This window comes from Rhizobium sp. PAMB 3182, assembly GCF_052908355.1.
This window is the reverse complement of the sequence record NZ_CM128607.1, coordinates 435,087-455,728: the sequence shown is the minus strand read 5'-3', so window position 1 is coordinate 455,728 and position 20,642 is coordinate 435,087. Positions and strand designations below refer to the sequence as shown.

Sequence of the window (20,642 nt, the reverse complement as noted above, 5' to 3'; positions counted from 1 at the left end):
GGCATGCGGGGGCCGGGAATGCTGAGCTGAGGATATTCTTCACACGGTCTGTCGGGGGCCGGGAGTCCTTTCACCGCGCCGACGCGCGGTGGCTAAATCCCCGGCACAAGGCCGAGGATGAGGGTGGAGGGGGTGGCCTCGGTGCATGCCGTTACCGTTGTCACTGCCGTGCTCCTCTTCTTGACCGCCGCCGCATCCTCTTCCTTCCGTCATGCCGGACTTGATCCGGCATCCAGCCACCGCGCGTCGGCGCGGTGAGAGAAGGGGCGGCGGACGCATCCCTCGGAAGGGAGTCTCCCGCGCGATGGACATCGCGCTGCTGGATCCCGGATCAAGTCCGGGATGACGGAGGTGAGGGGGCTGCAAAGCCTCTACCGTCGGCGGAGAGGTGACACCGTCCTTACCGTCCCGGCCGGCCGGTCTTGCCCTTGGTGCGGCTCTTGCGCTTGGCCTCGGCCGGGTCCTCGTAGGAGCCGGCGCCGACCTTGCCGCGCACGAGCGGGCGGGGGTCGTCCTTGTCCTGCCCTTCCGCAACCTTCCCCGTGAGGGGGGAGATCGATCCATCGGCCGGCTTTTGGGGCAGCTTGCCGGTCACCGGCTTTTCGGTGCGGCCGACGGTCATTTCGTCGAGGGAGTTCTTGCGGAAGTAGGTGGCGGTGTCGCCTGACCCCTCCCCAACCCTCCCCACAGGGGGGAGGGAGTCCGTCGTGCGCGGGGCTGCCGCTTGCGCCCTGTCTCCCCCCTTGTGGGGGAGATGGCCCGCAGGGCCAGAGGGGGTCTTTTCCACACTCCGCGCCTCTTCCCGCGCCATGGGATCGTCCATCGAGGCGAGCTCGACGGCCTTGAGGCGCTTGATCTCGTCGCGCAGGCGCGCGGCGGTCTCGAAGTCGAGGTCGGCGGCGGCGTCGCGCATCTGCTTTTCCAGCGCGTTGAGGTGGGACTGCAGGTTGTTGCCGACCAGATGGCCGCCATCCGCAAAGCCCTTGCCGGAACCGCCGGAAATGTCGGCGCGCACATGGTCGCGCTCGTAGACCGAGTCGAGGATGTCGGAGATCTTCGCCTTGACCGATTCCGGCGTAATGCCGTGCTCCTCGTTGTAGGCGAGCTGTTTTTCGCGGCGGCGGCTGGTCTCTTCCATGGCGCGGGCCATGGAGCCGGTGATGTTGTCGGCATAGAGGATGACCTTGCCGTCGACGTTTCGCGCCGCGCGGCCGATGGTCTGCACCAGCGAGGTTTCGGAGCGCAGAAACCCTTCCTTGTCGGCGTCGAGGATGGCGACGAAGCCGCATTCGGGAATGTCGAGGCCTTCGCGGAGCAGGTTGATGCCGACCAGCACGTCGAAGGCGCCGAGGCGGAGATCGCGGATGATCTCGATGCGCTCCAGCGTGTCGATGTCGGAATGCATGTAGCGCACGCGCACGCCCTGTTCGTGCAGGTATTCGGTGAGGTCCTCGGCCATACGCTTGGTGAGCACGGTGACGAGCGTGCGGTAGCCCTTCAGCGCGGTCTCGCGGATCTCGCCGAGCACGTCGTCGACCTGGGTGCGGGCCGAGCGCACCTCGACCGGCGGGTCGATGAGGCCGGTCGGGCGGATGACCTGTTCGGCAAACACGCCGCCGGACTGTTCGAGCTCCCACGAGCCGGGGGTGGCCGAGACGGCGATGGTGTCCGGCCGCATGGCGTCCCATTCCTCGAAGCGCAGCGGGCGGTTGTCCATGCAGGAGGGCAGGCGGAAGCCGTATTCGGCCAGCGTCGCCTTGCGCCGGAAGTCGCCGCGATACATGCCGCCGATCTGCGGGATGGTGACGTGGCTCTCGTCGATGAAGATGAGGGCGTCGTCGGGGATGTATTCGAAGAGCGTCGGCGGCGGCTCGCCGGGATTGCGGCCGGTGAGGTAACGCGAATAGTTCTCGATGCCCTGGCAGACCCCGGTCGCCTCCAGCATCTCGATGTCGTAGCGGGTGCGCTGCTCCAGCCGCTGGGCTTCCAAGAGGCGGCCGGCCTTTTCAAGCTCGGCGAGGCGGCCCTTGAGCTCCTCCTTGATCGATTTCACCGCCTGGTTCAGCGTCGGGCGCGGGGTGACATAGTGCGAATTGGCGTAGATCTTCACCGACTTCAGGTCGCCGGTCTTCTTGCCGGTCAGCGGATCGAATTCGGTGATCTGCTCGACCTCGTCGCCGAACATGGAGATGCGCCAGGCGGCATCCTCAAGGTGGGCCGGGAAGATCTCGATGGTATCACCGCGCACGCGGAAGGAGCCGCGCTGGAAATCCATGTCGCGGCGCTTGTACTGCTGGGCGACGAGATCGGCGAGCAGCTGGCGCTGGTCGATGCGGTCGCCGAGCTGGATCTGGAAAGTCATCGCCGTATAGGTCTCGACCGAGCCGATACCGTAGATGCAGGAGACCGAGGCGACGATGATGACGTCGTCGCGCTCCAGCACGGCGCGGGTGGCGGCGTGGCGCATGCGGTCGATCTGCTCGTTGATCGACGATTCCTTCTCGATGAAGGTGTCGGTGCGCGGCACATAGGCTTCCGGCTGGTAGTAGTCGTAATAGGAGACGAAATACTCGACCGCATTGTTCGGGAAGAAGTTCTTGAACTCCGAATAGAGCTGCGCGGCGAGCGTCTTGTTGGGCGCGAGGATGAGGGCCGGGCGCTGGGTGGCCTCGATCACCTTGGCCATGGTGAAGGTCTTGCCCGAGCCGGTGACGCCGAGCAGGACCTGGCTGCGCTCGCCGGTTTCCAGACCCTCGACGAGGTCCCTGATCGCCGTCGGCTGGTCGCCGGCCGGCTGGTATTCGCTGACCATCTCGATGGCGATGCCGCCTTCGGATTTCTCCGGCCGGGCCGGCCGGTGCGGCGTCCACAGCTTGCCGTCCTTGAACAGCGGATTGCCGCTCTCGATCAGCGCGGAGAGCGCCTCGACGGTGGCCGTGACGCTGCCCTTGGCGAGCGCGCCGGCGTCTTCCAGCGACACGTCGAGCCCGGCGACCGGGTTGAGCCCGGCGGCGGCGCGCGTCTTCGGATCGGACGAGGCGCCGATGGAGACGCCGCGCGAGGTTTTCGCGATGGTGGTGTTCTTGTTGGCGCTGGAGGACTTCTGCGCCTCGACCTTCTCGGCGTGCTTGCGCGCCTCGTTCTCGACCTTCTTGCGGTGCTTGCCGGCCTTCGACGCGATCTCGCGCTGGCTCTCGACGGCCGCCGCCTCGGCTTCCGCCTCCAGCTGCCGCACCCAGTCGGACACGTCGCCCGACAGCGGCGCGCCCTCAAAGGAGGATTGCGGCGCTTCCTCGAAACCTTGTCCTGCGTTCACGGCCGCACCGCCCTTCGGGCTGGCCTCCACGCGGGGCGCGGAAAAGTCCGCGACGGGCTTGCGCCCTTGCCGGGCTTCGCCCGGATGGGAGTCGGATTTTTTCGGTGATCTGGCCATGGCCGGAATATGGAGGCAGCCGGGTCAAAAGGAAAGGGGCGGCCAAGTACAAAATGGCAACAGGCGCGGCGCTGCTGACAGAAACTGTCACCCGGTTTTGTCAGGCGCGCGCCTGCCCGCATTCCGTATGGCCCGTGCACCTACCCGGCGCTTGCGGCCTTGGCGTCGGCGGCGAGTTCCGCCTTGGTCGCCGGACGGGTGATCAGCGTCCAGATGCCTTTTGCGGTCTCGTATCTGGAGACGATCTTCAAGCCGTCCCGCTTCATGTCCTCGATGACCATGGCAAGGTCGCTTTCGGGAATGCCGTTCAGTTGGTGCATGCGATTTCTCCCTGTCCGGATGCTTCGATGGCGCGAATAACTTCCTGGCGCAAGGCGACGTATTCCTTGCCTGCCATCAGGTGGCCGGTCTTGATATCGAGATGCTTGCAGTTGGCCAGCCAGTCGTTGATCCGGTCGCTAGCGGCGCTTCCGGACGCGATATACTGACGTATGACCTTCGAGGCGTCGTCGGGACCGTAGGTCGAGATCAGCGTGATCTTCTGCTCTTCACTGGCTGCCAGTGCCTTGGACGTCTGCTCGTCTATGGCCACCAGACCGGAGGTGACGGTGCCGGCGGCGGCATAGTCCTCCACGTCGATCAGCGCCATTTCCAGTGGATAGCGTCCGACATCCAGCGCCAGCTTGGAAATGATCTCGGTCTTCACCTTGTTGCGGTTGGTGCGCATCTGCTTCTGCAGGAACTGCACGGTCTTTTCCGCCAGTATGTCCTTGTCATAGGCGGCCTTGGCACCCTTGAGGCCGGTATCGACCGCCGCGAGCGTGGTCTTCGCGGCCGCGCCGGCGACAAGCGTTCCCGCACCACTGAGCGAGATGCTGGCCAGCGAGGTGATGAAGGGTAGCTGCTGCCCCTCGCGCGTCAGCGTCCGCTCATACGCGGTGTAGCGCGTGTCGATCGAGCCGATGGCGCTGAGAACGATGCTGTCGCGCAGCGACTTCTTCACATAGGGGTCGGAAGCCTGGTCATAGGCCGTCACGCGGTTCTGGCCGTAGCCGCTCTCGAAGAAATTTCGCGAGAAGCTCTCGTATCCGGAAAGATCCGGTCCGCCCGAAAGGGAGGGTGAGCAGCCGCTCGACACAGAAATGACCGCCAGAAAAATTGCAATAGGAAACCTCATCCGCGCCCCCGAGCAGATTAAAGAAACACAATCTATGCAGGCATTTTATAGTTAATACTCTTATGGAGAGTATTTCCGCGAAAGTCAATGTGCGGTTGTGCTTGCGGTTTCAGCTGCCCGCTGCGACAGGTTGAATGGGGGCTAGTGCCCGTTTGGGCATCGACTTGCATTCCATTCAATGATTTGAATACGTCTCATAGGGTCGACGCTTGGGGACACGCGCGTCGATTGTTGGGGAACTCGCATGAACCTTCTGGGGCAACCCGGGCGCACGCTGAACCGGATCATCGCATTCAACCTTCTGGTGGTCGCGGTGGCGACGCTTGCCTACATGCATGCCGGCTGGAGCTTCGTCGATGCCTCCTACATGGTGCTCTTGACGGTCTACACCGTCGGCTACGGCGAGGTGCACCCGATCGACACCTCCTACCTGCACACCGTCACCATCCTGACCATGATCTTCGGCTGCACCGGCACGATCCTTTTGACCGGTGCGCTGGTGCAGTTCCTGACCATCAGCCAGCTGCAGCAGATTTTCGGAGGAAAGCGCATGCAAACGGAAATCGACAGGCTCCGCGACCACGTCATCGTCGTCGGCTTCGGGCGCATCGGCCTGATGCTCGCCAAGGAGCTGAAGACCGCCGGCCGCAAATTCGTGATCCTCGAGGTCGACGAACACCGGGCGGAAGCCGTGCGCGAACTCGGGCATCTCTGCATGGTCGGCGACGGCACCAGCGAGGAGACGCTGAAGAGCGCCGGCATCGAGCGGGCGCGCACGCTCGCCTGCGTGCTGCCGGACGATGCCGCCAATGTCTTCATCACGCTCTCGGCGCGCAGCCTCAATCCGGCAATCGAGATCATCGCCCGCGGCGAGGTGCCGTCGACGGAAAACAAGCTCAAGCAGGCCGGCGCCGACAAGGTGGTGCTGCCGGCCCATATCGGCGCCGAGCGCATCGCCGAGATGATCCTCTATCCGCAGACCTCGCGCTTCCTGCGCTCGAGCACCGAGATGCAGGAACTCGACCATTCGCTGCACGGCCTGGGGCTGGAAATGGAGGTCGTGGTGGTGCCGCACGACAGCGCCACGGCCGGCATCGCGGTCGAGGAGGTCGAGCGGCGGGCGAACGGCCGCTTCTTCGTCGTGCAGATCAACCGCAGGGACGGCGACGCCGTGACCGCTCCGGCGCCGGCGACAAAACTCTACGGCGGCGACGGCATGGTCATCATCGGCCGCAGCGGCTCGGCGGCGCGGGTGTTGTTCGAAACGGAGGCGCAGGCGGGCGAGGAGTAAGGGGTAAGGGTGGCGGGGTTGGGTGGTATGGGGGTCGCCTGCTGCCATAGCGGATAGGCCGTCCTAACGTATGCTTAGCGCCAAAAGGGGACATTGCGAAGTTTCTTCTGCCACAGCGCGGACGGGTAAGGGACATCGCTGCAATTTTACGAAAAATTTAGGTTAATTAGCGCTTTCGATATTGGACCGTTCCATTGCAACCACGGATCCGTAAGTTAGGTGGCATCAGCCTTTGCCATGAGACTTCCGGAGCGTTGCGCATGACCATGCTTGCCACAAGTAACAATTCGCATGCGGATGGTCTTCCGTGGCACGCGCAGGCGAGTGTCGTGGCGACTGGTACACGGATGGTCGGTCCCGATATCCTTCGCTCGCTGGCGATCCTGCTGGTGATGCTCGTCCACCTGCCGTTGAACGCAACCCCAAGTCTATTGGTGACAGTGCGTGAATATGGCTGGCTAGGCGTCGATATCTTCTTTGTTCTGAGCGGCTACCTGATTGGCACGCAATTGTTCAAGGAAGTAACGCGCACGGGAACAGTCGACTTCAAGTCGTTTTACCTCCGGCGTGCCTTCCGCATCTTTCCGGCCTTCTTCGTGGTCCTTGGCCTCTACGCCTTGGTTCCAGTGCTTCGCGACAATCCGGCGATGCAACCGCTTTGGAAATTCGCGACCTTCACTGTCAATCTCGGGTTCGATCCGAGGGAGGGCAACGCCTTTTCGCAGGCATGGACGCTTGCCGTTGAAGAGCAATTCTATCTCGTCCTGCCTTTGCTGGTTCTCCTGCTATATAAGCGCATCGGCACAGGATGGGTGCTTGCCCTCGCAGGAATATTGACACTCGCTGGGGTCGTCCTGCGCTACGCGATCTGGGATATACACGTTGGCACCCTTGTTGCAGAGGGCCAGTTCCGCCCTGCCTTCGCGACATATCTCCGCGATGTTTACTATCCAACATACACACGTCTCGACGGCCTGCTATTTGGCGTAGTGCTCGCGGCTGCCCGCTTCTTTAGGCCCGAGCTTTGCAAACGGTATCTGCCGTCAAAGGCCACGATACCCTTGGGATTGTTCTTTGTGATCGCAGCGCTCATCTGCTTTGTGGATCGGGGACCTCTTGCAGGACAAGGCATATTTCCGGTGTTTCAGGCGCAACTTGGTGCCGTCGCGGGCTTCCCGCTGATCTCGATCGGTATTGCGCTGTTGTTCTGCGCCATGCTCGATCTTGAGCACGTTCTCAGCCGTTGGCCCGTGCCGGGTGCGGCTCTCGTGGCAACTCTGTCCTACAGCCTCTACCTCACGCATAAGTCAGTTTTTCACGTCATGCGCTTGGCAGTCGGAGAGGAAAACTTGCAAGGCGGCTTCGGCTTCGTCGCCTATATAATCGCAAGCTTTGCTGTCGCATCCGTTCTCTGGTTTTGCGTTGAGCGGACGTTTCTGCATCTTCGGGATAGAATGCTGTCATCATCGAGCTAGGTAGCCGCACCGCGATCACGGTTGTTAAGTGATGGCTGGCGACAATCGGCGATGTCCGCAATGGGCCGACAGGTGTCTGCGGCTTAGCGCCATTTGCGGTCATAGATGATATCGGTATTTTGGCGTTTCAACGCATGGAGAGGGCCAGATGGAGTTCAAGCAAGACCAATTCTTTCAGGCAGTTGCGTCCCGCAAAATTCCGAGGATTAGGATCGCTGGTATCGTCATCGCTGACGATGCTGTCCTCGTCCAGCAACCCGCAGACGATCCCCATTCGTGCTATGCATTTATTGGCGGGGAATATGAAGTCGGAGACACCTTTGAGACACGGCTTAGAGCGGAATTCGAAGAGGAGACAAATGCCAGTGTGGTCGAGGCGCAATACCTTTTCTGCGTCGAAAATCACTTTCGATATAAAGGCAACCTTATCCAGCAAGCGGAACATTATTACTCCGTAACGCTGGACAGGCGTGACATCGAAAGCCGAGAAGCACACCTGAAGCAGGTGTGGATACCGTTGTCTCAGTTCGGGCAAGTGGACGTGCGGCCAGTAGCAGTCAGGAATGCTGTGGCTGACGGAAGCTACATGACCAAACGCTACATTATCCAAATGCCAGATTAGGCCTATTGGCCGCAATGGGCCGAAAGGCCGCCACCGCAACTTTGCGTCAAGCGGTCATTCGTGGAAGCATCCATGAAGGTCGGCTCCCGACCCCTTTGCTGCCAGTCAAAGTGCTTGACGGTCCGCCTAGAACTTCCGTTTGGTTCAACTCACAGAGGCGGCAGGTTCGGAGCCGACTTCGCCCGTTAGTGTTCACCTTTTCACACACGGGGTCCGACATGGTTGCCAGCCGTATCGACGCGCCGGAAAGCCGCGACTATTGGATGCTGACACTGTGGTTTCAGAGGGAGACGTTATGTTCATTCGACGAGTCGCATTGCTGCTTGTCCTCGGTATTTTCGTTGCAGGCGCGGCCCGCGCCCAGACGTGGGAGGACACCGATCCGACTGCCGCCGGCTGGTCGGCGGAGCGGCTCGATGCGGCTCGCCTGCAATCGAAAAGACTCAAACCTACCGCGCTGATGATCGTCCAGGACGGACGGGTGGTTGCCCGGTGGGGCGACATCTCGCGCAAAGTGAATATGGCATCCGTTCGCAAGAGCCTGCTCAGCGCTCTTTACGGCATTGCTGTTGCCGAGGGTCGAGTCAAGCTTTCGGCCCGCCTTTCCGATCTCGGTATTGACGACAATTCTCCCAGCCTTACGGCCGAGGAAAAAACCGCGACAGTGCGTGATCTGCTCATGTCACGGTCGGGTATCTATCATCCTGCGGCCCACGAAACCGCCGACATCAAGCGCAAGCGTCCTACAAGAGGGAGTCACTCGCCCGGATCGTTCTGGTTCTACAACAACTGGGACTTCAACGCTTTGGGGACGATCTATCGGCAACAGACAGGAGAGGACATCTTTGGTAGCTTCGAGAAGCGGATCGCTGGCCCGATCGGGATGGAGGATTTCTCTGTGAGGGATGGCCGCTACGCTTCGGAAAAGCTGTCCCAGCATCCAGCCTATCCCATTCGCCTTAGTGCCCGAGATGCCGCCCGTTTTGGTCAGCTCTTTCTGAATGATGGAAAGTGGGGCACCAAGCAGATCATTCCGGCGTCGTGGATCAGGGAATCGACGACTGCCTATTCGTGGGCGAAGCGGATACGGCAAGGTTACGGTTATATGTGGTGGACCCTTCCAGAGGATACCTGGGGACCGAATGCATTCTACGCTTCCGGCTACGGTGGGCAGGTTATCGCCGTCGTGCCGTCAAAGCGGCTCGTGGTCGTGCAGACCGTTGATTTAAACCAGAATCCGAAGGGGGTTCGCACCAGCGCATTCATCGACCTGCTAAAAGAGATCGCTCTCGCTTCACCGTGAAGATGTGGTGCTACACACCCTAAACAAGTGTGGCTCAGCTGGTTCTGAGCAGCTTTGTACCGCCTCCGGCTCAAAGCAACAATCCGTTTCTCATCCCACTTCAGACAAACCTAACCCGGTCCTGCAATGACCAGTTTGGGCGGTAAGCAGACATTCGACCGCAAAAGCCCGAACGTTCAGAATGGGGGCGCGTTGCTGCCAAGAAAAATTGCACCGTCGACGACCGCTTAGAGGCTGATGGCCGCCGTTGGGCGCATGTACAAACTGACACCGTAGCGCTTACGGCGTTGTCAAAACGGCAGCAGGCCAACCCTTACCTCCGTCCTCGCCTCTCATACGCCGCCATATGGCGCGGCACTCAAACCCACAGATCGTTCCGCGCGGTGTGTTCGCCGCCGGCGTGGCCGGTGTTCAGCGTGCTGTAGCGGATCAGGCGCGCGGGCGCTGTTCGAGACTGAGGCGCAGGCGGGCGAGGGGTAGAGGCTACCGGCCCGTACCCGACTGGCCGGCGAGCTCCAAGACCGCCGAGGCGAAGGCGTCGGGGGCTTCCTGTGGCAGGTTGTGGCCGGCGCCGGGCAGGATCAGCCGGCGATAGGCCGCCTTGAAATGCGGCTGGTCGTGATCGGCCTCGGTTGGCGGATCGACGCCGTCGTCGGCGCCCTGCAGGACGATGGCCGGCACGGCGATGTCGGGCTGGGCGGCAAGGCGGGCCTCGATGCCGGCATAGGCCGGGTCGCCGGGAATGCCGCCGAAGCGGTGCCGGTAGGAATGGATGACGATGTCGACGAAATCCGGGTTGTCGAAGGCTTCTGCCGTCTGCGCGAAGGTCTGCCGGTCGAAGCGCCATGTCGGCGACCAGATTTTCCAGATGAACTCGCAGACGCCGCGGCGGTTCTGTTCCAGCGCCGTGCGGCCGCGCGCCGAATGGAAATAGTACTGGTACCAGTAGCGCGCCTCTTCCTCCGGCGGGGCGGGGGTGCCGGCGGCGGCGATGTTCTGGATGTTGTAGCCGGCGCCGCAGCTGACGAGACCGCGCACGCGCCCGGGCCAAAGCGCCGCGACGATGCAGGCGGCGCGTCCGCCCCAGTCATAGCCGCCGAGAATGGCGCTTTCTATGGCGAGCGCATCCATCAGCGCCAGCAGGTCCGCGCCGAGCGCCGCCTGCTCGCCGGACCGCGGCGTGTCCACCGACAGGAAGCGCGTCGCCCCATACCCCCTGAGATAGGGCACGATGCAGCGATGCCCGGCGGCGGCCAGGCGTTCGGTGATCACGTCATAGGCGTGAATGTCATAGGGAAAGCCGTGCAGGAGGATGACGGCCGGCCCATCCGCCGGCCCCGTCTCGCGATAGGCAATCTCCAGCACCCCGGCGGCAACGGTTTTCATGGCATGTCCCTCGTCGGTGTGCCGGCATGGCGGGATTTCCGCCAGTGTGTGACCTTGTCGTGAGGTTACCGGTTTTCGCGAGGGCTGCAACCGGGGCGGGGACAGCCAGTTATCGCTCGATATCAATGCTTGAACACGTTGTCTCGATGCCACGCGAGATAGTGTGGATGAGGCCGCAACCTTTGTTCCGACGGCACCTTTGCGACCATATCTCTGTTTAGAAGATGTGACACATCATAATTGATATGGCGTGACTGAAGGATGCTAAAGTCATCGGCCAGAGACAGAAGACCACGATCAAACATCCAGTGCACGGTGCCGGAGAGAGCGATGCCGTTCTGAATCGAGTCATTCCCGCCACGCTCGACGGGTACAATGTGCGCAGCTTCGACCTCCGGTCTGCCGCCACCATTGATGAGACGAAGGCCAGTGAATGCGCAAGTTCGATCATAGATGCGACGGATGTTCTGGCGAAACTTCACGTCACGAAACGGACGATTGCTTACTTGTGTGATAATCGGTCGCTCGTAGTTGCCAAGGTCAAAGCCGGCCTGTGACATATCGCTGACGCCAGGGGGGCGTTGATCAGTGACTTCGACGTCTGTTCGGTTTGGCCACTCGTCCGGTGTGGACAATCCCGCGTTGACAATCGCGACAAACTCGGCGTCTTCAATCAACCGAACTGCTTGAACGCTTCGGCCGCTGTTGATTGACCCGTTCGACGTAAATAGCTTCTTTTCGTAACCGCCGTCCTCCATGTACCCGACTAAGCGGTCAAAATCCAAATAATCCTTCAAAAACGCGTAGTAGTGTCCTTCGGTCTCTTGATCATCTTTGATCGCATCGACAACGGCAATTCCGGAATAGTATCTGCTTGGCTCTCCAGAAATTGGACCATAGTAAATAACCCAGTCGCCTAGGGTCTGTTCAACACGTGACCGATAGGTTTTTGGAAAGTGGTACTGCCTTCCTCTTATATCCTTATATCCGCTGCCATCCTTGTGATAAAAAATGCCCTTGGCCATGCAGCCCCCAATCCCTGCTTATGTGAAAGCAATAGGTTAAAGGGAGTTCTTTTGGCAACCTCTGACGATAACCTCTGCTATCGTCAAACCTTCGATCCACGTCGCAATCGGAGCGGTGAATTCGCTGCAGTGCATAAGCGGGGTACACCGCACTCACACCCAAAGATCGTTCTGCGCGGTGCGCGCGCCGCCGGCGTGGCCGGTGTTCAGCGTGCCGCGCGGCTCGATCAGCAGCATGTGGACCTCTTCGGCCGCGTAGGGCTTGTGCTCCATCCCCTTCGGCACGACGAACATCTGCCCCGGCTCGACCGTCACCGCGCCGTCGCGGAAGTCGATTTGCAACCGGCCCTTGAGGACGATGAAGGTCTCGTCGGTTTCGGGATGGTCGTGCCAGACGAAATCGCCTTCGATGCGAACTACCTTGAACTGGTAGTCATTCATTTCGGCAATCACGCGCGGCTGCCAGAGGTCCGTGAGTTTGCCGATCTTGTTGGCGAAGGTGATTGCCTCGTAGGTCTTGTTCATCTGGTCCATGTTGCCGCTGCTCCGATGTCGATGCCGTCAAGCTAGCGGGTTCCCGCCCGTCGTTCTTGAACGTTCGTGCAGGCGGGGAGAAGCCGACGCCCCGCCATCGTCAAACCGTCAAATGTCGCCTATACTCGCCGTTGCAATCCCGATCGGTCCACAACGGGGGTGGGACATGGTTGCTTACTGGCGTTTGAAGCATGCGTTTCGCGATCTGCCGGAGCCGGAGCGGGGGCTTCGGCTGAAGGGGGCGATTGCGGGGCTGGCGCGGCTCCGAGCTTCGCTCGTGGAGAAGATACCCGAGCGCAAGGTCGGCAAGACGCTGCTGCTCGGCACCTGGAACATCCGCAATTTCGACGACAACCGCTTCGGCCACGGGCCGCGCCATCCCGAAAGCTTCTTCTATCTGGCCGAGATCATCTCCGCCTTCGACATTCTGGCGGTGCAGGAGATCTGCGTCGATCTGGCGCCGTTCGAGCGGCTGATGGATACGCTCGGGCCGGCCTATGATTTCATCATGACGGATGTGACGCTCGGCCCCGGCGGCAACCGCGAGCGGCTGGCTTTCGTCTTCGACCGCAACAAGGTGCGCTTCAGCGGCATTGCCGGCGAACTGGTGCTGCCGTTTAACGACCAGATTTCCGACGGCACGAAGCAGCGGCAATTCGCCCGCACGCCGTTTTCCTGCACCTTCCAGGCCGGCTGGTTCAAGTTCAATTTCGCTACCGTGCATATCTATTTCGGTGACGACGCGCCGAATTCGCCGCAATTCGAAAGGCGGGTGAAGGAGATCGACGCGGTCGCCAGGTTCATCGCCGCCCAGGCGAAGGCGGACAGGGAACGCGCCCACATCCTCGTCGGCGACTTCAACATCGAGGGCTACAAGGACCGGACCTTCGACGCGCTGGATAAGCACGGTTTCGAGGTGTTTCGCAACAAGATCGGCTCCAACACCGACGAGACGAAATTCTACGACCAGATCTCCTTCATGCCCGATCCGAAGCGGGTGATGCTGGCCGACCCGGCATCGGAGAAGGCGCACGGCGTCTTCAATCCGTTCATTTCGGTGTTCCGGCCGGAGGATTTTCCGCTGTTCGACCGGGTGATCATCGACCTGACCGAGCGGCGCAAGGCCGAGGCGCAAGCGGAGATCGCCGCGCTCACCGAGAAGCTGCAGAAGCCGGACCTGAGCGTGAGTGCCCGCAAGCGCGCCGAGGGGCAGAAGAAGACGGCGGAAAAGGCGCTCGCCCTGCAGGAGGCGCGGCTGGCCGACGCCGAGCTGCGCGAGGACTATTACCTCGAGGAATGGCGGACCTTCCAGATCAGTGACCATTTTCCGCTGTTCGTCGAACTGGACATCGATTTCGCCGACGAATATCTGGCCGGGCTGGCAGGCGCCGATTAGCGCGCTCCACCCGGCAGCCGCCCTGCCGGGCACCTTCTCCCCGCGGGCAGGGAGAAGGAGATACTCCGGGTGATGCCACCCGTGTGTCTGAGGTTTCGGCGCCGTCAAATTTCGCAGCCCTGCGAATGGCGTGCAGTGGTCAGTCATGCAAAACCCCCGAAGTCGGTTTCGACGTTCGGGGGTCAGCTTGATGAACACGGCATTCGTGTGTTCGTCTGCAAGATCTCCCGGGTTTTCCGGAATCTCCCGGTAGCGATTACTGAGTGGGCCTGCCGGCAGCGGTCAGACCCGCGGCAATACCGATGCTGCCGACCTTGAGCATCTTCTGGTTTGGCGTGCAGCTCCAGCTGGCGGCATCGTTGACGTCGCCCTTGCCGTCATAGGCTGCCATTGTCGGATAGGCGCAAAGCGGCATCGAACGTGTGACGGAGTTGTCCTCCTGCCGGCTTTCAGCCAACAGGCTTGTCGGTGCTTCGCCTTGCTCCACCCATTTTTCCAGGGCTTTCAGCGTGTTGAACTTGTCGGGACCGGTTCCGCCGCTGCAGTGGTTCATATCCGGCACCGTGAAAAGGCGCGCATCTTTCGACAGCGCGTCATAACCGCCGTTTTCCTTCGCAAGATCATCGTAATAGCGAATGGTGCGGAAAGGGCTCAAGGCATGGTCGCCAAGGCCGTGATAGAGGATCAGCTTGCGCCCGGAGCCAAGAAACGTCTTGATGGTGTCGAGGTTTGTGCCATTGCCCTCGTTCGTTCCTTCAAGAAAACGCTCGACTGCCGCGCGGCTGATGGTGCCATCTGCCGTGACGCCGAATTTGCGAACGTCAAACTTCGGGTCCTTTTCGACAAAATACTGGATGACATGATCGGAGAACGCCCATTCGAAGGGCGAGGGCGGGTTGCCGTTATTTCCCCATGGTTCGGCTGCGTTGATGTCATGCGGTGGTTCGTTGCCGGCCATGTATTTGGAGAACGTCTCGTTCATCGCAGCCGGGGAATAGCCAGGAAAGACCAATTGTCTGTCGTCGGTGTAAAGCCCGGTGTAATAGGCGCGAAGTGCCTTGGCCTGATCCGGATTGAGGCAGGCGTCCGCTTGTCCTGGCTTGCAGATCAGGCTCGACGGATCGAAGGAACAGGCGGCGGGATTCTGGATCAATCCGTCTGTCACGCCATCGACAGGATCGCAGGCTTTGGTGATTGCACTGTTGATGATCGGGACCAGCGAGGCCGGGATATGCGCATCCTTCGTGGCAAGCTGCGCGATCTGGAAGTGCTGAATTTGCAGCATGGACGAAATGTCCATGAATGGAGCCCCCGCAATGATGCCGTCGAAATCGGAGGGGAAACGGTTTGCCTCCACCATGCCCATCCGACCGCCGGTCGAGCAGCCGGTGAAATAGGACCGCTGAATGGGCTGATCGTAGAAGGCGCGGACAATTTGTTTGGCGGTATCCGCAACATCATGCGTGGCCCGGTAGTTATAGTCGATCACCTTGGCGAGATCAGGCGTTCCATCCTTCTTCAGCGCCCATGTGGCGTCGAGCGAACTCTCGCCCTCGTGACCCATGTCGGTGGCGACCGTCGCGTAGCGAGATTCGAGCGCATATTGGATATCCTCGCCATTGCCTGAACCGCGAACGGAGCCCGCAAAGCCGCCATTTCCCAGCATCAGAAACTTGCTGTTCCACTTGGCCGGCAGACGCAGGCTGAACCTTGCAGACCCGGGCTCGACGCCGAAACCGCTTGTGGTGACGGAACCTTCGACGATGCAATCTTGCGCATTGCCCTCGCTGTCCAATGCGACTTTTGTGAAGGTTACGCCCTGCGGTGCAATTTTTTCCAGCATGGCTTGAGAACATGCGTCTGCCGCCATGGCTGTGCTTGCGCCTCCAGCTGCACCAAGGGCGGCGAGAATGGTGATATAACGAAACTGTCGAGACATTACAGAAACCCCTATAAACTATTGAAATATAGGTGTTTCCATCCCCTTTCGCGGTTACCCGCCCGGCACTTTTCTAATTATGAAACTTGGCCGGCTCACTCTGTCGAAACCGGCAGCAATCCAGCAGAAAAATTTCAATAAATTCGACTGCATACAAACGAAATTTGCGATGAATTGGGGTGTATGTCAATTGTGTGCGAACAGTATTTGGACTGTTCGGCGTGGTTGGCAGGTGCGGGTTGGAATGGCGCGTGCGCGAGGGGCGACCGGGGGCGGGGTGCTGCGACCGGTGACCGCTCCTCGAACTTGGTCCTTGCCGGAATTCTCGGCCGTGCTATGTGCATGCCCGCGAATTCCTCAAGTCCCCGGAGCCCCGCGATGGCGTTCAGTTTTTCTCCGGCCTATCTCTGGCCGATCCTCATGTTGTGCGCGTCGAACGTCTTCATGACCTTTGCCTGGTACGGCCATCTCAAATTCCGCGGCGCGCCGCTCTATATCGTCATTCTCGTCAGCTGGGGCATCGCCTTCTTCGAATACTGCCTGGCGGTGCCGGCCAACCGCATCGGCTCCTACGCCTATTCGCCAGCGCAGCTGAAAACGATCCAGGAAGTGATCACGCTGGTGGTGTTTTCCGGCTTTTCCTATTTCTGGCTGAAGGAAAGCCTGACCTGGAACCACGCCATCGGCTTCGCGCTGATCGCGATCGGCGCGGGCTTCGTCTTCAAGGGGTAGGGCGGATTGCGCCGGACTAACCGCGCCTGGCCACATGCGCGGCAAAACCGGCTAGGAAGCCCTTGAGCTGTTCGGCGACCTTGTCGTCGGTGAGCTTGCCGTCGGCATCGAAGACGCTGCCGGCGCGCGAGACCATCAGGCGACCGCCGGTCCACAGGTCGGTGCCGAGCGTGCGCATGACCGGCAGCCAGGCGTTCTGCGACAGGATGGTGCCGAAGCCGCCCGGCGAGGCGCCGATGATGGCGGTCGGCTTGTCGTTGAAGACGCGGGCGATATCGGCCGGCGGCCGCGACAGCCAGTCGATTGCGTTCTTGAAGACGCCGGGCATGGAGTTGTTGTATTCCGGTGTCACCAGCAGGAGACCATCGGCGGCGGCGATCGCATCCTTGAGCATGGCGACGGCGTCGGGAACGCCGTGTTCGGCCTCGAGATCGGCGTCGTAGAGCGGAATGCCGCGGATCGTCCCGGTCTCAAGCGTCGCGCCTTCCGGCATCAGGCCGGTGGCGGCGGAGAGCAGCGCCGTATTGAACGAGCCCTTGCGCAGGCTTCCAGAAACGCCGATCAGCTTCACCATTCCGTTCTCCTTCTGTCGTTGTCCCGCAGCTTCGCCGCACGGCATGTGACAGCAATAACGGCTGAGGCGGCGGCGTCAATCGCTGCCGTCTTTTCGGCGCATGGACCGAAGGTGGATCGCTTTGTCGCGGCCATTTTGTCGCAGTCGGTTGCCAGTCCACCGATTTGCCCCAATTGCTAATTGTTTCCTCCCGGAAACGCGGCCCGTCGCCCGACACACCTCCGCCCGTCACACCTCCGAAGGCGAGCCGGCACCCGCCGCCACATCGTTCTACATCCTTGTTCCATGCCCCAGTGGCGGCATCCGGAGAACCCTCCGGCGTGCCGGCTGCAACAGGAGGAGTTTTGCCATGTCCATCGTGGACTCGCTCAGAGCGCTGAATCCGCAGCAGCGCAGAACCGTCATCGCCAGCTTCCTCGGCTGGACGCTCGACGCGTTCGATTTCTTCATTCTCGTCTTCGTCATCAAGCACATCGCCGACGAGTTCCATACCAGCGTTCCGGAGGTCTCGATCGCGATCTTCCTGACGCTTGCCATGCGGCCGATCGGTGCGCTGCTGTTCGGACTTGCCTCCGACCGGTTCGGCAGGCGGGCGACGCTGATGGCCGACGTGGCCCTCTACTCGCTGTTCGAACTTCTGTCCGGTTTCTCCACCGGGCTCACCATGTTCATCGTGCTGCGCATGCTCTACGGCGTCGCCATGGGCGGTGAATGGGGTGTCGGCGCGTCGTTGACGATGGAGACCGTGCCGGAGGAATCGCGCGGCGTCGTCTCCGGCCTGCTCCAGGCCGGCTATCCGACGGGCTATCTGCTGGCCTCGCTGGTGTTCTTCTTCCTGTTCCCGATCGTCGGCTGGCGCGGCATGTTCTTCGTCGGCGCGCTGCCGGCGCTGCTGGTGCTCTACATCCGCCGCAATGTCGAGGAATCGCCGGCCTTCATCGCCCAGCAGAAGCGCGGACGCGAGCCGTTCCTCACCGTGCTCAAGCGCAATGTGCCGCTGTTCATCTGGGCCGTCTTCCTGATGACCGCCTTCAACTTCTTCAGCCACGGCACCCAGGACATCTACCCGACGTTCCTCGAAACCCAGCGCGGCTATGACAGCTACACGGTCGGTGCGATTGCCATCGTCTACAATGTCGGCGCCATCATTGGCGGGATCGTCTTCGGCGCCTTCTCGCAGAAGATCGGCCGCAAGCGCGCGATCGTGCTCGCCGCCATCCTCGCCATCCCCGCCTCTTGGCTTTGGGCCTATGCACCCAATGCCGTGCTGTTGGCCGTCGGCGCCTTCATCATGCAGTTCTTCGTCCAGGGCGCATGGGGCGTGATCCCGGTCCATCTGAATGAACTGTCGCCCGACGAGGTCCGCGGCACGTTCCCCGGCTTCGCCTACCAGCTTGGCAACCTGCTCGCCTCCGGCAACGCCACCCTGCAGACGACGCTTGCCGCCCACTGGAACGGTGACTATGCGCTGGCGCTGATCGTCGTCGCGGTCGTGGTGGCCGTTGCCGTCGCGCTGCTGGCCGGCTTTGGCTACGAGAAGCACAACGTCGCCTTTGGCGAAGCCCGCGCCGCACCGGCCCCGGACATCGGGCACCCGGCCAGGAGTTGAATGACCTTGGGAGGAAAAGCAGCGGGAGAGCCCATCGGCCTCCCGCTGTTTTCGTGCATGCCGGGGGATGGTAGCCGGGCGGGGTCCTGTCGCGGGTCAGACCCGCGCGAAGGGCGGATGCCTGGAGACGCTCTCGTCCAGCCAGCGGTCGATGTCCTCGATCCGCATCGGCTTGCCGTAGAGATAGCCCTGCGCCAGACGGCAGCCAAGCAGGCGCAGCGTTTCGGCGTCTTCCACAGTTTCGACGCCTTCCGTCAGGACGTCGATGTCGAGTGCGCGTCCGGCGCTGATCAGCGCGGTCACAAGCGCCTGGTTGTGGCGGTTCGTGGTAATTCCGTTGACGAAGGAGCGGTCGATCTTCAGGCGGTCGATCTTGAAGCCGAGAAGATAGGCGAAGGAGGAATGCCCCATGCCGAAATCGTCGACCGCGAGCTTGAAGCCCGTCTCGTTCATCGCCTTCAGCTCGGCCTCGCTGGATTTCGTGTCGAGCAGCGCCTCTTCGGTGATTTCCACCTCGATCCTGTCGGGCCGCACGCCGTGGCGGTCGACTGTCTCCTTGAGCAGTGCCGAAGGCGAGTAGCTGGCAAATTCTCGGGGCGACAGATTGACGGCGACGGTCGCATGGGCGAGGCCGCGCCGGTCGAGAAGGGCGATCAGCCGGCAGGCCTCGTTGGCCATCAGTCCGGTCAGTTCGCGCGAGTAATGGACGACGCTTGCGGCATCGACGATTTCCGCCGGCTTGACTTCGCCAAGCGCCGCACTGGTCCAGCGGACCAGCGCCTCGAAGCCGATGATCTCACCGGTGCCGATCACCACCTGCGGCTGGAAGACGGCGCGGATCTCGCCATTGGCGATCGCCTGTTCCAGGCTGGATTCGATCAGCCGCTCGCGCTGGATGCGATTGCAGAGCATGTCGTTGAAGGCCATGACGCGACGGCGTCCGCGCGCCTTGGCTTCGTAAAGCGCCATGTCGGCGAAGGTGAAGAGGTCCGAGGCGTTCGATGCGTGTTCCGGATAGTGCGCGATGCCGACGCTGGAGCCGATGATGGCGCGCCGTCCGGCGATGGTCACGGGATCGGTGGCCCGGGTGACGATCGCCTCGGCCACCTGCCGGGCCCGGCCGGCCGCATCGGGGCCGGGGATGATAATGGCGAATTCGTCGCCGCCGAGCCGGCCGACAAGTTCGTCCTCCGCGACCAGTTCGCCGATCCGGTCGGCAAATTCGATGAGCACCCGGTCGCCGGCATGATGGCCGTAGATGTCGTTGATCGACTTGAAGCGGTCGAGGTCGAGGATCAGCAGGGCGAGCGTGGACCTGTTGACCTGGCATTCGGCAACCATCTGCTTCAACCGGTCGTGAAAGACGGCGCGGTTGACCAGGCCGGTCAGCGGGTCGCGGTTCGCCAGGATTTCCAGCTTCGTATTCTTGCTCTGGATCTCGCTGTTGGCCAGGGACAGCGACTGGGCGAGGGAGGTTGCAGCCAGCGCGGCGCGCTGGCTCTTAAGATAGGCCTTCTCGCTGTTCAGGCTGGCGCGGATCATGAGGAACAGCAGCATCGTGGCGTTGATGCCGACGATGGTCTGCAGCATGTCGCCGATCCGGAAAAACGAGATGGCGGTCGCCAGAATGACGGGGCCGAAGAAGGCAAGGGCGTGGGGCGCATAGGCGGCGCTCTGGATCAACGCCCCGGCCGCCACCCCGGTGACGATGAAGAAGGCCTGGCCATGATAAGCGCCGGCCGTGGCGTCACCGAAGAACAGCGGAACCGTTGCCCAGCTGATGCCCGAACAGGCCGCGCCGGCGACGAGCACCCGCAACACCATTTCGGGACTGGTGGAGATGAGCTTGCGGCGTTTGCTGATGTAGACGAACAGGCAGCGGAGCGCGTTGATGGCAAGCACGCAGGCGAACCAGATGTAGATTTTCGACAGGTTGGTCTGGCTGCGCAGCACCATCACCAGCGAGAGGGCGATAAAGCTGTTGGCGAACAGCGTGAGGTGGATGTTGCTCGCGACCGCTTCCGCCTGAGCGGCTTTCAGTTTCCGCTGCAGATTTTCTACCTGGGTCATTCCGGATTTGCCGCCCGTTTCAAACGCATGCCACATTGATTGACCGTGCAAGGTCAATCGCAGTCACTACATGACC

General features: G+C 61.5%; 16 protein-coding genes. 7 read left to right on the top strand and 9 right to left on the bottom strand.

Going from position 1 to position 20,642, the window contains the following annotated elements:
• Window positions 1–400 precede the first annotated feature (400 nt).
• From uvrB to ACU5AZ_RS02285, 3 genes are all read right to left on the bottom strand, one after another.
• The gene (uvrB, locus tag ACU5AZ_RS02295) at window positions 401–3,346 is read right to left on the bottom strand and encodes an excinuclease ABC subunit UvrB (RefSeq protein WP_446826088.1); all 2,946 of its coding nucleotides are present in this window, start codon (window positions 3,344–3,346) and stop codon (window positions 401–403) included.
• Window positions 3,347–3,573: 227 nt separating this feature from the next.
• On the bottom strand, window positions 3,574–3,753 hold the full coding sequence (locus tag ACU5AZ_RS02290) for a hypothetical protein (protein WP_446824457.1): 180 nt from the start codon (window positions 3,751–3,753) through the stop codon (window positions 3,574–3,576).
• A complete protein-coding gene (locus ACU5AZ_RS02285) occupies window positions 3,741–4,610 on the bottom strand; it encodes a hypothetical protein (protein ID WP_446824456.1) in 870 nt (289 codons plus the stop codon). Before ACU5AZ_RS02285 ends, ACU5AZ_RS02290 begins: the two co-directional genes overlap by 13 nt.
• A gap of 244 nt (window positions 4,611–4,854) precedes the next feature.
• Between ACU5AZ_RS02285 and ACU5AZ_RS02280 the strand changes: the two genes are divergently transcribed.
• From ACU5AZ_RS02280 to ACU5AZ_RS02265, 4 genes are all read left to right on the top strand, one after another.
• Window positions 4,855–5,901 (top strand): potassium channel family protein, encoded by a 1,047-nt coding sequence (locus ACU5AZ_RS02280; protein WP_446824455.1) that lies wholly within the window; start codon window positions 4,855–4,857, stop codon window positions 5,899–5,901.
• 260 nt (window positions 5,902–6,161) lie between these two features.
• Window positions 6,162–7,376 (top strand): acyltransferase family protein, encoded by a 1,215-nt coding sequence (locus tag ACU5AZ_RS02275; protein ID WP_446824454.1) that lies wholly within the window; start codon window positions 6,162–6,164, stop codon window positions 7,374–7,376.
• 148 nt (window positions 7,377–7,524) lie between these two features.
• Window positions 7,525–7,998, top strand: a complete 474-nt coding sequence (locus ACU5AZ_RS02270) for an NUDIX domain-containing protein (RefSeq protein WP_446824453.1) — start codon at window positions 7,525–7,527, stop codon at window positions 7,996–7,998.
• Window positions 7,999–8,293: 295 nt separating this feature from the next.
• Window positions 8,294–9,301: a serine hydrolase domain-containing protein gene (locus tag ACU5AZ_RS02265; RefSeq protein WP_446824452.1), complete on the top strand. Its 1,008-nt coding sequence runs from the start codon at window positions 8,294–8,296 to the stop codon at window positions 9,299–9,301.
• Window positions 9,302–9,784: 483 nt separating this feature from the next.
• On the opposite strand, the gene ACU5AZ_RS02260 is transcribed toward ACU5AZ_RS02265, so the two are convergent.
• The 3 genes from ACU5AZ_RS02260 to ACU5AZ_RS02250 all read right to left on the bottom strand — a co-directional run bounded on the left by ACU5AZ_RS02260 (window position 9,785) and on the right by ACU5AZ_RS02250 (window position 12,237).
• A complete protein-coding gene (locus tag ACU5AZ_RS02260; RefSeq protein WP_446824451.1) occupies window positions 9,785–10,687 on the bottom strand; it encodes an alpha/beta fold hydrolase in 903 nt (300 codons plus the stop codon).
• 122 nt (window positions 10,688–10,809) lie between these two features.
• Window positions 10,810–11,712 carry an HNH endonuclease gene (locus tag ACU5AZ_RS02255; RefSeq protein ID WP_446824450.1) on the bottom strand — a complete coding sequence of 301 codons (903 nt, stop codon included), beginning with the start codon at window positions 11,710–11,712 and terminating at the stop codon, window positions 10,810–10,812.
• A gap of 153 nt (window positions 11,713–11,865) precedes the next feature.
• Entirely contained in the window at window positions 11,866–12,237 is a 372-nt protein-coding gene (locus ACU5AZ_RS02250) for a cupin domain-containing protein (protein WP_446826087.1), read from the bottom strand.
• Window positions 12,238–12,412: 175 nt separating this feature from the next.
• Between ACU5AZ_RS02250 and ACU5AZ_RS02245 the strand changes: the two genes are divergently transcribed.
• Window positions 12,413–13,642, top strand: a complete 1,230-nt coding sequence (locus ACU5AZ_RS02245; RefSeq protein ID WP_446824449.1) for an endonuclease/exonuclease/phosphatase family protein — start codon at window positions 12,413–12,415, stop codon at window positions 13,640–13,642.
• A gap of 256 nt (window positions 13,643–13,898) precedes the next feature.
• Here the strand turns inward: ACU5AZ_RS02245 and ACU5AZ_RS02240 are convergent, their stop codons facing one another.
• Window positions 13,899–15,485, bottom strand: coding sequence for a tannase/feruloyl esterase family alpha/beta hydrolase (locus tag ACU5AZ_RS02240; RefSeq protein ID WP_446824448.1), 1,587 nt, complete (start codon window positions 15,483–15,485; stop codon window positions 13,899–13,901).
• 474 nt (window positions 15,486–15,959) lie between these two features.
• On the opposite strand from ACU5AZ_RS02240, the gene ACU5AZ_RS02235 reads away from it, so the two are divergent.
• Window positions 15,960–16,313 (top strand): DMT family protein, encoded by a 354-nt coding sequence (locus ACU5AZ_RS02235; RefSeq protein WP_446824447.1) that lies wholly within the window; start codon window positions 15,960–15,962, stop codon window positions 16,311–16,313.
• A 16-nt stretch (window positions 16,314–16,329) separates the two neighbouring features.
• Here the strand turns inward: ACU5AZ_RS02235 and ACU5AZ_RS02230 are convergent, their stop codons facing one another.
• Complete coding sequence (locus tag ACU5AZ_RS02230) at window positions 16,330–16,887, bottom strand: NADPH-dependent FMN reductase (protein ID WP_446824446.1); 558 nt, start codon at window positions 16,885–16,887, stop codon at window positions 16,330–16,332.
• Between the two features lie 349 nt (window positions 16,888–17,236).
• Between ACU5AZ_RS02230 and ACU5AZ_RS02225 the strand changes: the two genes are divergently transcribed.
• Window positions 17,237–18,496 carry an MFS transporter gene (locus tag ACU5AZ_RS02225; protein WP_446824445.1) on the top strand — a complete coding sequence of 420 codons (1,260 nt, stop codon included), beginning with the start codon at window positions 17,237–17,239 and terminating at the stop codon, window positions 18,494–18,496.
• A 96-nt stretch (window positions 18,497–18,592) separates the two neighbouring features.
• On the opposite strand, the gene ACU5AZ_RS02220 is transcribed toward ACU5AZ_RS02225, so the two are convergent.
• A complete protein-coding gene (locus ACU5AZ_RS02220) occupies window positions 18,593–20,566 on the bottom strand; it encodes a putative bifunctional diguanylate cyclase/phosphodiesterase (RefSeq protein ID WP_446824444.1) in 1,974 nt (657 codons plus the stop codon).
• Between the last annotated feature and the right edge of the window lie 76 nt (window positions 20,567–20,642).